General features: G+C 50.3%; 10 protein-coding genes. All 10 read right to left on the minus strand.

All coding sequences use genetic code 11. The annotated features are described in order from the left end of the window. Positions 1-115 precede the first annotated feature (115 nt). Positions 116-388: a DUF2277 domain-containing protein gene (locus RB297_RS04390; protein WP_192571867.1), complete on the minus strand. Its 273-nt coding sequence runs from the start codon at positions 386-388 to the stop codon at positions 116-118. Between the two features lie 190 nt (positions 389-578). After that, positions 579-4,760 (minus strand): DUF4855 domain-containing protein, encoded by a 4,182-nt coding sequence (locus RB297_RS04395; RefSeq protein ID WP_375119846.1) that lies wholly within the window; start codon positions 4,758-4,760, stop codon positions 579-581. Between the two features lie 29 nt (positions 4,761-4,789). Continuing rightward, the gene (locus RB297_RS04400) at positions 4,790-9,118 is read right to left on the minus strand and encodes an S-layer homology domain-containing protein (RefSeq protein ID WP_375119847.1); all 4,329 of its coding nucleotides are present in this window, start codon (positions 9,116-9,118) and stop codon (positions 4,790-4,792) included. Between the two features lie 415 nt (positions 9,119-9,533). Further along, positions 9,534-9,839, minus strand: coding sequence for a hypothetical protein (locus tag RB297_RS04405; RefSeq protein WP_096773767.1), 306 nt, complete (start codon positions 9,837-9,839; stop codon positions 9,534-9,536). A 420-nt stretch (positions 9,840-10,259) separates the two neighbouring features. Next, entirely contained in the window at positions 10,260-11,426 is a 1,167-nt protein-coding gene (locus RB297_RS04410; RefSeq protein ID WP_375119848.1) for an epoxide hydrolase family protein, read from the minus strand. Between the two features lie 782 nt (positions 11,427-12,208). Continuing rightward, positions 12,209-12,700: a hypothetical protein gene (locus tag RB297_RS04415; protein ID WP_119851200.1), complete on the minus strand. Its 492-nt coding sequence runs from the start codon at positions 12,698-12,700 to the stop codon at positions 12,209-12,211. Between the two features lie 533 nt (positions 12,701-13,233). Continuing rightward, complete coding sequence (locus RB297_RS04420) at positions 13,234-14,064, minus strand: copper amine oxidase N-terminal domain-containing protein (protein WP_375119849.1); 831 nt, start codon at positions 14,062-14,064, stop codon at positions 13,234-13,236. Positions 14,065-14,220: 156 nt separating this feature from the next. Further along, complete coding sequence (locus RB297_RS04425) at positions 14,221-14,454, minus strand: hypothetical protein (RefSeq protein WP_375119850.1); 234 nt, start codon at positions 14,452-14,454, stop codon at positions 14,221-14,223. 185 nt (positions 14,455-14,639) lie between these two features. Further along, positions 14,640-14,729, minus strand: a complete 90-nt coding sequence (locus tag RB297_RS04430; RefSeq protein WP_375120557.1) for a DUF2264 domain-containing protein — start codon at positions 14,727-14,729, stop codon at positions 14,640-14,642. 65 nt (positions 14,730-14,794) lie between these two features. Further along, positions 14,795-15,238, minus strand: a complete 444-nt coding sequence (locus tag RB297_RS04435; protein ID WP_192571856.1) for a MerR family transcriptional regulator — start codon at positions 15,236-15,238, stop codon at positions 14,795-14,797. Positions 15,239-15,255: the final 17 nt, after the last annotated feature.

A 15,255-nucleotide genomic window follows, 5' to 3' on the forward strand; every position in this document is an offset into this window, starting at 1 on the left:
AATGAAACTTTAGGCGGAGTTTCAATACTTTCGACAGCGTTTTACGTTCAGGAGTCAAAACGATCGAGTTTCCAAAAAACCTAGGTACCTTTAATGCGATTCCGGCTATACCCGCTTAGGATTCTCCGAATCGCTTAGCGGCTCGTTCCCGGGCCCGAGCGATCTCGACCTCTCGATTGCGGGGTTCGGCTTGAGTCACCAGAGAATCCAGCAGCTGCCGTGCAACGGCGGTAAACTCTTGCACCGCTTGGTTAAACGCCGCTTCGTTCGCTTTGGAAGGACGGTTAAACCCCGAGAGCTTCCTTGCGAATTGCAGCGCTGCAGCCTGAATTTCTTCATCCGTCGCAGGCGGGTCGAAATTGAATAAGGTCTTGATATTTCGGCACATGGCATTTTAAACCCCTTTCTTGAAATGAACGCACTTTGTTGTATCCAGCATAACATAGTTTGTTCATTCAAGTAGTTCTTCAACCTCTCATCCCTCCGTTTACGAAGTTTTATTCTGTATCGTCGAAAAAGCACACCCCGGGCGCGTTACCGCGCTAATCGGAATGTGCTTAAATCAATTGTTCCCGCTTCTACTGCTGCTGCTGCCCCTCGATTAATTGAAGAACGCGATACAAGAACGTCGCCGCTTCAGCCCTGCTGGTCGTACTCTTCGGCTTCATGTAGCCGTTAGAGCCCGTAACCAGCCCATACTCGAACATCGTTGCCACGCTGTCCGCAGCATATGGCGCAATCTGGCTCGCATCACGGAAGCCCTCAAGCGTTGAACCGGATGCGGACGGCTTTTTTGCCCCCGTCGTTTGCAGCGCTCGGGTCAGCATAACCATAGCATCCTGGCGGCTGATTGAATCACGAGGAGCGAAGTTAACTTCGTTCACTCCCGAAGCGATTCCCAATTGCTTGGCGATGGACACCGCATCGTAGTAATAATCATTCGGCTTCACATCGGCGAACGTCGAGGCGATTTCGGCACGCAGGTCAAGCATGTTCACCAGCATCAAGATAAAATCAGCTCGCGTTACCTGATTTGCGGGGCTGAACGTGCCCTTTTCGATCGAGGTGCCTTTGACGATGCCTCTTTCGGCCAGCTTCTCGATCGCCTCGCGCGCCCATTCATGCTTGCCAAGGTCGGTAAATGCTGCCGGATTCTTGCCGCCGATAGCATAGACGCCGACATGGTCGATGGAGAATCGCAGCATATCCTTGTCTTTCTCATAAGACGCGCCATGAATTGCCGCCGCGCTGTCGCCCATCAGCTCGAAAGCTTGCAGATCAACAGCTTGCTCTCCTGCTTGAAGCGAATACGGAATGGCAATCGAAATCGATGCCTTCGCATTTTTCCAAGACAGAGCTTCACCGTCCAGTTGCAATGCAACTTCTACGATTGGCCTGTTGCCGATCCGCCCGGCCGCTTCGTTACTGCGATACTCGCCCGCATAATCGCTTACGATTACGAGCAGCTTTCCAGCATTCTCCTTGACTCCTGCCAGCATGTCACCAGTCAAAACAAGCTGAGCGTACGGCGTGGAGATATGCAGAATCAGATTAGACTGGTTCGTCAAATTAGCCGCCGTAAGCTCCAAAGCATAGCTCCCAGCCGCGTTCGACGACTTCAATTCAACATGAACATGTTTATTGCCTTTGCTGTCGGCCACTGCCCTCTGAATGGCGGCATTCAGATCCGACGCCCCGACCGCAGCGGCAGCCTGCTGGCCGTTCATCGTCGGGACAAGCACGGCTTTGACTGAACCGTCCGCTTGCAAGGTATACGGATTCTGCGCCTGACCGCCTCCGCCGCTGCCTCCACTGCTGCCTCCACCATTGCTTCCACCATTGCTTCCACCGCCGCCTCCATTGCCTCCACCACTCGTAGGCGCCTTGCGGTATTCGAAGGTTACCAGCTCGGGAATCGTCATGTCATCCGTTTCAAGCTCGACCGTATACTTCCCTTGCTCTTCTCCGGTCAACGTAAAGGCGATGCGGAAGCTTCCGTCATCCTCAGTGCCCGTCTGACCGGTATATTGAATGTTGCCTTTTGGGTCAAGCACTTTCACATACAAATGTTCTTTCTTGCCATTCATGACCAGACCGTCAATCGTGACTTTCTTCGTGGAAGCGCCCACAGCGGCTTGTATGCCGTCCAACGTCTTTAATTCTTGCTGCGGAGCAAGATCGTACACGCCGAATTCATAGAAGGAATAACCGTAAAACGTTGCCCGATTCAATCCCTCGAACTTGATGTATCTTGCCGTCGTTGCCGGGAAAACCAGGGTGTTCTTGCCGTCGGCAGCTTTAACCACGCCATTGTTGCCGACTTTCAAGGGCTCCCACGTTTGCTTATCATCCGAGACGCTCAGACGGTATTGGTCCGCGCGCGCATATTCCCAATCGATGCGGATCGTGTCGAAGGTTTGCTGGCTGTCCAGATCAACCTGGAACCAAGACGTATCGCGAACTTCGCTTGCCCAACGCGTGGCCGGTGCGCCGTCGAGCGCCTTCGCAGGCTCCAGACCTGCGGCTTCCGTCGAGGATGCCTCTGCTTCTTTATCTTGTGCGATGCTGCCAGCCTCGTAATACACGCCTTCCTTCAGCGCCGTATAAGCGCCTTCCGTTACAAACTCAAGGCCTTTAGTTTCTTCCAGCTTCGCATTGAATGCCAGCAAATAGTCCCTGGCTTGCTCAGGGTCGCTCTCTTGCGTACGCTCCATCATGATCAAGGCGTTGCGCATAGCGCGTACCGTATCGGCATTGCTAAGCTGCTTGTTGTCCGCGTACTTATCAACAAGAGCCAATAGGCCTTCAGCGCCCAAACGAGCTTCTATTACGAATTTAACCGTCTTGGATTTGGCAGCCGCCACCGTCAGCTCCAGCACATGTTTGCCCGGCTTACCCGTCAGATCTACAACAGTTCCTTCCGTATAAGGCTTGCCGTCATACTTGGCCGTAACTTTAACGATCCCGCTCCCGTCGTCTCCCGGAATGGTCCAGGTGAAGGCGGCCTGTGTCGTATCGGGCACGATCGTATGCTCCGAGATCGGCTGCCCGTTCATGAGCGCTACAACATCAGGCGGAGCAGCGTCTTGCTTCTGATAAGTGCCTTTAGAGAATTGGTAAAGCCAATCGTAAAGCACGCGGGTAGCAGGGTCTGTGCTTTTCGCCGCGTTGTATACAGCGTTGTTGCCTTGATAGTAAGCTTTATATCCATGCTGCATCAGACCGGTATCCACGCCGCTGTTCAAGTACTCGATGAACCGCTCGCGGAAGACGGCGTCGTTGATCATCCGGTCGTCGAATTCCAGCTCCAGCGACATGCCGTACCGCTTCGCCATATCCGCTGTATCCTCCAGACGCGAAGGGTCCAGTTTCTCGAAGAAATAGTTCGGTTGCAGAGATACGGCGTCAATGCCGACATCCTTCCACATGAATGCCTTATAGGCCATAAAATGAGGAATCCAGAACAGCTTCAGGCCTGCGTTATGAACGATGTCGCTCGCTCTCTTGACCATCTCCGGCCCGGTCGCATGCGTGCTGATTTGTTCCTCCAGCCAATACATGCCGACGAGCTCCAGGTTCGAGTAGCCCGCAGCCGTCCATCTGGCTTGCACTTCATCGACCCACCACTGAATCGCTTTGGACCTGTTATCCAGCGATGCGGCATCGCCGACCGCACCTACATCGAAGTTCAGATCCTCGCCGTCAATGCTGCCGAAGTCGGACTGATACTCGCCCGGTTCTGGAATCATCAGAACAACCTTCGTCTTATGGTCGGGCTCGCCAAGCTTCACGCCTGCCTCGACCGTCGCCTCGTTCAACGCGCTCATATCGCCGCCAGCGTTAAACGTTTTATCCAAATACCATTCCCATTCCTGTTTTCTGGCTTTGCCGGCCGCTTCCGCCGCTCCGAAGCCTCTGCCGTTATCCGACGTCAAGCCCAGATACAGTACGCCGTCGAACAGCCAATCGACAGACTCTCCCTGCTCGTTCACATAACTGATATTAGGGATAGCCCGTTCCTTCGTCCAATTTCCTGTGCCGTCCGCGTAGTGTCCGTTATACAGCAAGCCCAGGTTTTGAATCCCGCCAGTTGCATCTCCAGGCTGCAGGAGGGCGTACGGCTCAGGCTGTACCGGCTGTGCTCCGGCGATCAAGCCATCCGCACCGGTAATCGTCACCTCGTCGATCATGCTCCATGCCCTCGGATGCATGGAGAACACAACTTTCACATACCGAGCATATACGAGTCCTTCAGTATAATCGCCACGCTTGACTGCTCCAGTTTCAGGGCTGCCATCCCATGCAAATGTCTCGATGTTGGTCTGGTCGCCCCATAACAACTGAGTTGCATTATGAGACAATACGCCCCAGCTCACCCCATCGTCCGACGCGTAGAACGAAACGGTGAGCGGCACAAGCGTTTCGTTGTTCGGCCAATCGTGCAGGAAACGCGCGCTCACCTCCTGAACCGTCTTTTGCTCGCCTAGATCAAATACAACCGAACGGGATTTCTTGTTGCGGTGGCCCACCCAGTTATCGCTGTCACGCGAGGGGTCGGCGGCATTGCCGTCCGTCAGCTTCGTCCCGTCATCCGGGAAAGCGCCCTCCGGCTGTTCCGACCATGTGTACGGTTTCCCTTGGGCCAGATTATAAAAGCCGCCGCTTTCTCCGCCCGCCTCCTCTGCATACACGGAGGAGATTAACGATAACAGCATGACCGGGACAAGCAGCATAGCTGTCAAACTTCGTCTAGTTTTCACCTAATCTCACGCTCTCTTTCTATGCATAATTAGTTCTGCTCCTGTTCCTTCAACTCCCCAAGCGCATCAAGCATATTCAGAATAACGGTCACTGCTTCAGCTCTCGTCGCCGAGGCGGCCGGCGCGAAACGGTTGTCCCCGCGACCGTTCATCACTCCCGCCTCATGGGCTGCTGCCACGTACGGCTTCGCCCAAGCCGGGATTTGATCCGCGTCCGCGTAAGAGAGCTCATGCCCTTCCGCAGTCTTCAGACCCAAGCCGCGAACAATCATTGCTGCCAGTTCTGCTCGACTAATCGAAACCTTCGGTCGGAATGTCCCGTCCGCATAACCGCTGATCAGGCCGGATTCCAAGGCCTGCGCAATATAAGGCTTCGCCCAGGTTTGAATCGAACCTGCGTCCGCGAAGTCCAGCGAACTGTCCGCACCCTGCAGCTTCAACGCTTTGACCAGCATGACGACGAATTCGTCTCTGCTGACCGTCTTATTCGGCTTGAACGTCTTGTCGGTGTAGCCCGTTACGAATCCAAGCTCAACTGCCCGTTTGATGGACGCTTCTGCCCAATGGCTCGCAATATCGTTCAGCCGAACCGTTGTCGATCCGCCGGACTCCCCGCCATTGCCGTTGCCGTTCTCATTGCCGCTGCCGTTCTCATTGCCATTGCCTGGATCTTCACCTCCCGGATTCGAACCGCCGTTTTGGCCTTCTTCCGGATCAGGAGTTACTGGAGTCCGAACCCATCCTCCGCCGCCGGAGCCAGGCAGCGCTTTGATTTTGATCTTGAACGTTTTTTCCGCGGATGCAGCTCCCTTGCTGATCGTCGCGGTCAGCACGACCTCCATGTCGCCTGACCCGCTTGACGGACGTTTCAACAACTGTCCATTCGCATTCAGGTAGTCGGGTTTTGAGCTGTTCCAGACGATGCGCGTACCGAGCTGCCCTTTCTGCGGCAGGTAAAGGTTGGATGCGATACTTCCGTTCACATTAAGCTCGATCAGGTCCATTACGTCTTCGATCGTGAGACGATCGCGAGCAACGCTCAGCTCGGCATACGCCTGCTCGGCCTCAGGACGAGACAGTTGGGCGGATTGAATAGCCGCAGTCGCTTGCCCAATCGCTTGCTGAAGCTGTGCCCAGCCCTCAGGAGAGTAATTGTCCTCCACAAGCTTGTCGGCCTCGATTGCCGTCAACAGGTCGATAATCGGCCGTAGATTGCCGAGTTTATATTCCTCGCCGTACACTTCAAATTCCTCAAAGGAATAGCCGAACATAGTAGCTCTGGACACCCCTTCCAACTTCACGTATCTGGCTTGCGTGCTCTGGAAGGTAGTCACGACACGTCCCGGCTTTCCGTTAATCTCCCCGTTGTTGTCTTTCACAACGTTCGTCCAGTTCTCCTTGTCCTCGGACACGAGAATGCGGTACTTCGAACCATATGCCGTTTGCCACAAAATAGATACAGCATCAATGTTCTTCACTTCACCTAGATCCACCATGAACCAGGTATCGTCCACCCAATCGCTGGACCATCTGGTATCCCCTCTGCCGTCCACCGCTTTATCCGCCGTGTAGGACGAGGATTCCGGCTGCGAGGATTCAGCTTGCTTATGCAAAGCCAGATTTCCATGCAGGTCCAAGTAGGTGTTCCTTACGATGAGCTCGTCAATCAAGCCTTTAAACGCATTCGTCTCGCTGCCGATTTTGGCTACCGGCAGAACGAATGTTTCCAGCTTGGAGCCGTCTTTGAGAGTAGCCGTATATTCACTGCCGTTAATGAAGATGGAGGTCCCCGTGTCGTCGCCGATCATACTGACGTAGGTCCAGCGATCGGTCGGCAGCTTATAATTGAATTCGCTGACGTAATTTTCTTTTGTGATGGCGATTTTGCCGCTGCCCCCAATGTTGTATTTCAGCTGTCCGTCCGGAGATTCCAGCAGCACAACTCCTTGCGGGTTGTCAGCGTCCGGTTTGATCCACATGGACATCGTCCAGCCGAAACCAAGCGTGCGAAGCGGCGTTTCCACGTAGCTGGCCCCGCCGTTTAGCCTCACGGCTTGACCGAAGATTCCCTTCTCTGTGCCTGCATTCACCGCGTTGCCGTCAAAGCCGTTCCCCGAACGGTCCGCGAAGCCTTCGTCGAAGGTATAATCCAGCACGAGATGCCGCTCATTGTCGATTTGAAGCTTGTGTGACTGATGAACACCCGGCGGGTCCACGTACGTTGCGGCATCCGCCTGGAAGCTTGCGAAGTTCCGATCGATGCGGTTGCCTCTCCACAGCTTTTCCGCCAGCACTTGCATGGAAGGCAAGATCCGCTGATGCGAGTCCGCCATGGATACGCCTTTCTCTACGGACACATCGTTCCAGAGCGCGAACATGCCGCCTTTGACCTGCGGATGCGCATAAGGAAGCTTCGTCTCCAGCCAATCGTTGGGCTCCCACTCGTTGTAAATAAAATCGTAATTCAAATAACTGCGGTACAGCTGCGGAACGATGTAGAGCAAATTCGTATTGGTATTGATAATATCGTAGCCGAGCTCCACGGCCTGCTGAGCGCTTCCGTACGGTTCATACCAGATGTCCATCGTCGCATTGTTGCTGACCGGCGTCGTGCCGTCGTATGCGGACAGACTGCCCCATAGACGGGCGCGTTTCCCTTTGCTGTTAATGTGGTTAAGGAGCATATCCGCGTACCTGCGGAACGCCTCCTTGTCGTCGCCGAAATATTCATCCGTGCCGACGTGCACATCCGGGCCGACGAAGGTCGGATTGCTGCCGTCGAGATACTCGTCAAACAGTGCTTTAATGAAGTCGAGCGTCTCTGGACGATGGATATCCAGTTGATTGTTGCTGCCCAATCGAGAATCGTAGGCGATGAACGCGCCGGAGTGGCCCGGCGTATCAATTTCCGGCACGACGTTTACGCCGTATTCCATCCCAAGCAGCTGCAGGTCTCTGAATTGCTGCTTCGTATAATAGCCGTCCTTGCTCGTCACTCCCGGAAATTTCTCGCTCTCCAGACGGAAGTAACCGACATCGCCGACATCATCGTTCAGGTGAATCTGGAACCGGTTCATCTTATAGTAGGACATCAGCTTGACATAGTCCTGCAAAAACTCGATCGTATAAAACTTGCGGCCCACATCGAGCATAAAGCCCCGATCTGGGTATTTCGGATAATCGCGCGATTGCCCCTTAGGCATCGCTTTATGATCGGCAGCGTGGCAGAGCAGCTGCAAGATCGTTCTCGTGCCGAACATGACACCCGTCTGCTCGGACGCAGCAACAGAAGCATATTCGCCGATATTCAGCTCATATCCCTCTTTCCCCAATCCCGTATGGGCGGCATCCAGCATCAAATAGATATCTCCCTCTTGAGGAGAACCAACCTCAACGGTCAGTGACAACTTCGTTAAATCCAATAAGTCCTGCTGCAAAATGTCAGCCGTCCCCCGCAGAGCCGCCTCATCATCTGCGCGAATGACGATTTTGGATTTGTCCGACAAGCGGAACTCGCCGGTTGCGCCCAGCCACTCACGCAAAGAAGGAATGACGCGCGGCTCCGGGTTCCGATCGCTCGTCTGCTCGTAGAGACCGGGTACGGTGACTAGCGCATTATCCGTTAAAAGATAAGTCGGATCGCTGTCGCTCTGGATTTGCAGCAGCAGCTGAATCTGAGTATCGACAAGCGGCGCATGAATATTGCCCTGCACGTCGATCACCGGCAAGCTGTCCGTGTTCACCAGCGTCAGCGTATAACCTTCCGGTACAGCGGGCAGATTCAGCAGGGCATCCCCTTCCGAGACGACGATGCTGTTTTTCACCGCGTCCATAATTGGCTGCAGTTGAGGTCTGCCTTTGTATACCTCGAATTCCCAAAAGGAGTATCCGTAATAAACGCCTTCAATAGGACGTCGCGTCTCTCCTTGAAACTTGACGTATTGCGCTACAGTCGGCTCGAAATCGATCGTATCTTCACCCGGCCCGGACGCGACGAGCACGCGGTTGTCCGCGAATACGTTCCGCCAGGATACCGCATCGTCGGATACGAGAATCTGATATTGCTCCGCCGGAGTCTGCCAGTTGATGATTACTCTTCCGATTTCTACAGGCACACCCAGATCAACGTAAAACCACTGATCGTCCGTTCTTTCCGAAGACCAGCGGCTTGCATGTTCGGTACCCCCATCGACCGCTTTCTCAGGTCCGAAAAAATCCACTTCGTTCGACGACGAATAAGCCGTCTTCCCTAGAGCCATATTCCCTGTTGCGGCATTGGACCTCTCCGAAAGGGTGGTCACCATTATGAAAGCGGTAACAAATATAACTAAAAAAATAACCCTCTGCCGTAAACCCACGAATATCCCTCCCTTTGTCATTTGCACGAATTACCACAAGCAACCCGCATGACCTTCCATGCTATTTGCTGCGGCAACTTCATTATAAGTAGAGGGCAATGAAGCATCGATATACATGTGTTTACATTCCATATACAAATGTCGACATTTGGCCTTCTACAATGAATCAAGGCTATGGGTGCCAGCATTTGGCTTTTCTTCATGTTATCGAATATCGAATCCTTCTATAGGTTCGGTCAGTTTGAAATATTCTTTATATAATTCGGGTTATCAGAAGTATTTTGATGGTTGGGACTAAGTTCGTCCCCAACAGTTATCCAGCAGCCCGTCGGACGACATAATAAGTCGGATTAGAATTGTGTCTCATGGCATATAGACGGCTTGATATGCACTTCAAATAGCTTTTTCTCCAAAATCAATTAACGGATTGTAATGTCAGATGCGACAGCTCCTCTGAAAGGGATTCGTGTTCCTCTTCAACTTTTACGATCCTCCAATAATGTCTTGCTGCGACCAAAATGGTTTCATCCGAAACATTTTCTTTATGCATCGCTACGCCTGCGAAATAGCGCGGTCTGCTTAACGCAACATAAGCCAGTTTTAATGTATCTTTCACAAGCGATTCTTCAATCAATTCAGATTGGTGAGTAATCCTGCCCGTTACCTTAATGAAATTGAATGGAAATATAGTTAGACGCTTATCTAATTGTAATCGGCTCATGTTCTTATCCTTTACGGCAATCGGTACAAGTTCTTGTCTTCGATTAGGGACAAGAACTTGTACAGATAAAACAAAAAAGCCGCTAAATTAGCGACTCTCAATGGGGCTATGTTCTTGTCCTCGGACATATGGTAAACCTTTTTCCCCCATATGCCCCGCCGGGAGATTTGCACTAACGGTACCTTGTTCCGAACCACTCCCGCTACAGCCTCCGGGCTCCAGCAAGGGACGTAATTGCAATGCGTTACGGGAAGAGTCTAGGTACAGGGTCTGACGCGCTATGCGTACTAGCGAGCGATTCAAGTCGGGGTTACTATAAATTTTACTGGGTTATTGATCGATACTGCTTCTTGGATTTGCTCTTTGTTCAGCTTACTCACGTGTTATAATTCCTATCTTCTATAACCGTATTAAATAGTGTCAACGGAATCTCCGAAAAAAAGACTGAATGTCAGGGATTAGAAGATCCGGTGCATCCATTGCGGCAAAGTGGGTTCCGCGCTCAAATTCTGACCATTGCACAATATTCGTGTTGTCACGTTCAGCAAAGCGTCTTATAGATTTGAAATCATCTCCGAACACGGCCACTGCTGTCGGTGTCGTATTCGGTCCCTGCGGCTCCTGACTGTGGCTGTGCGCGTTCTCATAATACAAGCGAGAAGATGATTCCGCTGTATTGGTCAACCAATACAAGGTGACGTTCGTCAGAAATGCGTCCCGGTCGATAAAATCCACATGGTCACCAAAGCCACAAAATAAATCGGCAATCCAAGCAAGCTGACCTGACGGCGAGTCTGTTAGCCCATAGGAGAGTGTTTGCGGGCGTGTGGATTGAATCGAATTAAAGCCTGCCCGTTCATGGAAATTGGCAAGGAATTGAAGTTTTCGCTGATCTTCTTCCGTTAAGTCAGCCATCTCTGCCGGATCTCCGGAAGGGAACGAAAACAGCTGCAGTACATGAATGCCGCGAAGACCCTCCGGCTTCTGAATGCCGAGTTCTCTGGATACAAGTGCACCGCAATCGCTGCCGTGGGTACCGTATTCCTTATATCCCAAATGCTTCATTAAGACATCCCATGCTTTTGAAATACGAGCGATATCCCATCCCGATTCAAGAATTGGCCCTGAAAACCCAAATCCAGGAACGGAAGGAATGACTAAGTGAAACGCTTGAGTCGGATCACCACCGTGATTGCGCGGATCGCTGAGCGGACCGATGAGTTCCAAGAACTCGACAATCGAGCTAGGCCATGCATGGGTAAGCAGTAGTGGAAATGCGTCTGGTTCTGGCGAACGAACATGTAAAAAATGAATGTTGGCACCATCGATATTCGTAGTGAATTGAGGATACTCATTCAGGCGAGCTTCGAATTTACGCCAATCGTATTCTTTCTCCCAATAGAGTGCTAATTCTTTCACATAATCCAGCGATACCCCATATTTCCAGCCCGCTTCACCTAACTTTTCCGGCCAACGAGTCCGAGATAAACGATACCGAAGGTCTTCTAGATCGTCTTGCGCTACGGAGATACGGAACGGCTGAATTTCTGTGCTTTCCTCGGAAATAACAGGTCTTGTATTTGTCATGTGAACTTCCTCCTTTAAATGTTTGTTTTGCCGATATACTCATAATAATCCATGAACTCTGACTACATTATGTCAGGGTTCATGGGTTAATAACCCTTTTACAAAGCGAATTCATTTCAATTACATCTGCTCCTCATGCTAACGCGTTAAACTATGGGGCACCTATGGGCATTAAATCATATACACCACATATTGGAAAAATCCTGCCCGTTAGTTGAGAAAAAGCAGCCGACCCAAAAGCCGGCTGCCTCTTTATGTCTTCAATGAGCTAACGTTTCCCGTTATTCAGCGCTATCCATTTATTTGAATACTATAGAAAATCGTGGATCAACGAAAATCCATTGATGATCCGCATCTGACTATCTTTCAGAACATCGCGAGTCCAATTATCCGGCTGACGCAAATCCCAGCTCCGGTACATATCAACGAATACAATTATTTCGCGAATCTTAAGGAAGAGTGACAATTGATCCTTTTACTTTTCAAAAAAACTTATCAGATTTAAGCAAGAGGTTCCATCTGAAAAAGAAACGGTAGGACCTGCATCTAAAGTGCCTAAGTGCCAGACATACCACGTTCACGCGTTGAACCCCCTTGCAATTAATTAGTTTGTTCACCATGAACATTCAATATCATGATATACACTCAAAGATATTTCAATCTAAATTACGAGACAAAACATAATTCAAACCAAAAAAAATCCGCGTAAAACGCGGACTTAAATGGATATGTATGTTCTTTCCTCTTACATGAATACTATGCAAGTGGCAATATAAACTTTTCTATCTATTATTGAGCCCGCTGTCGTCCTTAGTCGTGCGATTGTAGACGACGGTTTCTTTGGTGCCGTCCGCGTATTCCAGGTCAACTTCGTCGATACGGATTGAATCCAAAGCACCTTGATACGTGAAGAGCTCAAACACACCGAGTTCTAACCCCGGTATGACCGGACCGACATATTGAAGATTGAAAGAGTTCTTTCCGGAGTGCTCGTCATACGAAGGGTCTCCTACGGGATTAAATGTGCTGACCTTCACGGTATAGTAGTTGATCGTTTTGCCGGTCAAATTATCGACGAGCCACGTCAGCGTGATACCGTTCGCTGAATTGACACTGTATCTGAACTCTCTTGGGTCGCTGAAACGATTCTCCGCTGTCACTCGGGTAGCTTCGGGTTCGTCGTTTGCCGTTTCGTTACCTCCTTGATTCTGAGCCGTGGAAATCGTTGCGCCTTTTTCGCCATCTCCGTTGGAAGGTTCGTTTTCGGCATCCACTGTTTGCCCAGCTTTAACTATAGTTGGTTCACTCCGACTATAACCCAAGTCTTCCGAGAAATACACACCGCAGCTGAACGCGATGATAATAGATATTAGAAAAGATAAAAAGATATTCAATTTTTTAGCCATGCTGATGTCCTCGCCTTTTCCGTTATTTGTTTCCAATAGAACAGACAGAAAGTAGTAATATCGAACTATGTTTATATAGTAAGACCTAACTCGCAACTTGATAACATAAATAGAAAAAGCCGCTTATTCAGCGGCTGCTTATGTTACTATGTTTTTGTCACCCGACAGTAGCCAAGATATTCCTTCAGGAACATCGCAACAGCCTAGCGCTTGATTTCGATGTCATATGTTTTTCGGATTTCGCCCATGAAAAAAATCTCCTCCAAGAAGACTTTTATACGCATTTTACACACTGTCTACTTAAAGGGGATCATATCAAAAATGCGGCTTCTTTAGTTTACATGGATAATGACTAAGCCAGATTCTCTCTATCCATGAGCTGGGCATGATTTGGTTAGATATCACTTCTGAAGATCGGGTTCCAGGCTCATATTAGGGATCTGTCTCAAATGATCCCTTACATTGTCCACCTTCCATGCTCCATTAGCATAAATAATGTGAGCTTCCCGATCAAAAACATAATGCAGCTCGCCCGTTAATATATTTCCTGGAATGTAGGATTGAATAAGGATCGCGCTAGTATTGCTTGCATAGTTTACCGTTGCCGTATTCATATCAAAATTCATTTCTTTAAAGTGAAGTCCTTCCTGCTCTATGATTTGTTGAATTAGACGATCCGTAAAATAAGGTTTGAAGTAAGCGCGAACCTGTTTCACTTTCGATAGATCAGATGCCTCGTTCAATTTCTCCGATAACCGCGCCATACGAGTATCACTTAGTCGTTGGTTGGTAGGTACTTGATACTTCGGCTTCATCAACTTAACGACGACTTGCTTGCCATCCAGGATAACGGTGGCTTCTTTGGTTTTCTGATCCCACTTCACATCTGCTCCCATGGTTTGGCTAACGAACCTTAAAGGTACATAAGTTGTGTTTTGGATGAGCTCAACCGGAGCATCAAAATCAACGCGGTCCTGGTTTACTAAGGCCCTTTTGAATTGAACCGCAAGTGTGATTACAGTTTCGCCTTTGGTCAATCGAGCCGTTTTTTGAAATTGGTTCCATTTCACATCGATACCCATGTTCTGAGATACTGCCCGTATTGGGATCAGCACTCGATTGTTCTTTAGAATACCATGCTCGATTACTTCATTGCCTGATGCTTGTGTTGGAATGACGTTCGCAAGAAAAAAGATCATAACCGTCGATATGCTAATCAATAACTTTTTCAAATGGCCTCCCCCTCAAATCAGCCCTAATTTATTCCAGTTCTATTCATTTAGACGTCCTATTCCATGAAAAAGTTGCCCAAAATGAACGGAATACCTATTTCCGCTTCTCCCTTGCGAGAGATAGAAATTCCGTCTTGTGTTATCGCGATGCCAAGTTCACGCAAAGCTTCTTCCGGAGAATAGGCAGCTCTGCTGCCTGCTGCCTGCCGTCTCCCCGCATACCGCCGATATAAGCAGATGGCTTCCCGGCTCAAGATCTGCCAGCAGAGTCGTTAGCTCTACCCTTTCGTACCGTTTCAAGCCATAAATACCGCTTCGGCCAAGCGCATGGTTGACCGACAATCCCAGGCTGCCTGTTCTCTCGATGTGTTGATCTTGTCCCGTTTCCATGGAATAACCACCGAGTATGCGAACTTTTCATATTTGGCCGAGGTATGCGTATGTGCGTTGCTTGATAAATGTCCGCTGTTGAATGCAGCCACACGGCCCGTCTCCTTATTCCGGCAAACCACTAAATGTGGCTCGGGCTGTACCGAGATGGCGGGGCCTGCCTGAAGGTCCTCCTCCACCGCGGTCTAGAACGGGGAATCTTCAGCAAGTTGCAGCACAAGAAAGGTTTTAAGCGCCCAATACGGCGAACCCGGCGCATTATAATTTTCCGCCATCACCAGATTCGGATAGGCATAACCGAGGGTAAGCACGCCGGTCCTGTCAAAAAGGTATCTCACGCCTAACGAGCAGAGCGCGAGTAAAACACGTCCCCGTGCATATGCTGAATTCTGCCCCAGTGGGCGGGATTCATCGTGTCTGGTGAGCGGTTCTCCAGAATGGCCTGGTACAGTGCCGTCTTCTCTTCCAAATGGGCAACGTGCTGTTTGGCTTCTTCGAGCTTAGCGAGCGCAGCTTCTTTATGCTCCATCATGAGTCTGTAGCGTTGTGGAATGGTAGAATCCCCCTCGAGACATAAATCGATATACATTTTTATGACATCGATCGGCATCCCGGATTGCTTGAGGCATTTGATGCCATGCAGCCAGTTGATCGATTCTTCGTCGAATAATCGAATATTATTCTCATTGCGCTGTACGCTTGGCACTAGAGCTTTATCCGTATAAAAGCGCACGGCGTGCTCAGTGAGCCCCGTGATTTGAGCGGCTTCTTTGACCGTATACATGTGGAATCCCCCTTGGA

Source organism: Paenibacillus sp. CR_12 (assembly GCF_041953985.1).
GTDB lineage: Bacteria > Bacillota > Bacilli > Paenibacillales > Paenibacillaceae > Paenibacillus_AQ > Paenibacillus_AQ lautus_A.

Excerpts from the sequence above, each read along its gene's own strand:
- RB297_RS04410 (WP_375119848.1), bottom strand. The coding sequence starts at position 11,426 with ATGACAAATACAAGACCTGTTATTTCCGAGGAAAGCACAGAAATTCAG.
- RB297_RS04435 (WP_192571856.1), bottom strand. The coding sequence starts at position 15,238 with ATGTATACGGTCAAAGAAGCCGCTCAAATCACGGGGCTCACTGAGCAC.
- RB297_RS04405 (WP_096773767.1), bottom strand. The coding sequence starts at position 9,839 with ATGAGCCGATTACAATTAGATAAGCGTCTAACTATATTTCCATTCAAT.
- RB297_RS04390 (WP_192571867.1), bottom strand. The coding sequence starts at position 388 with ATGTGCCGAAATATCAAGACCTTATTCAATTTCGACCCGCCTGCGACG.
- RB297_RS04425 (WP_375119850.1), bottom strand. The coding sequence starts at position 14,454 with ATGGAAACGGGACAAGATCAACACATCGAGAGAACAGGCAGCCTGGGA.
- RB297_RS04430 (WP_375120557.1), bottom strand. The coding sequence starts at position 14,729 with ATGGCGGAAAATTATAATGCGCCGGGTTCGCCGTATTGGGCGCTTAAA.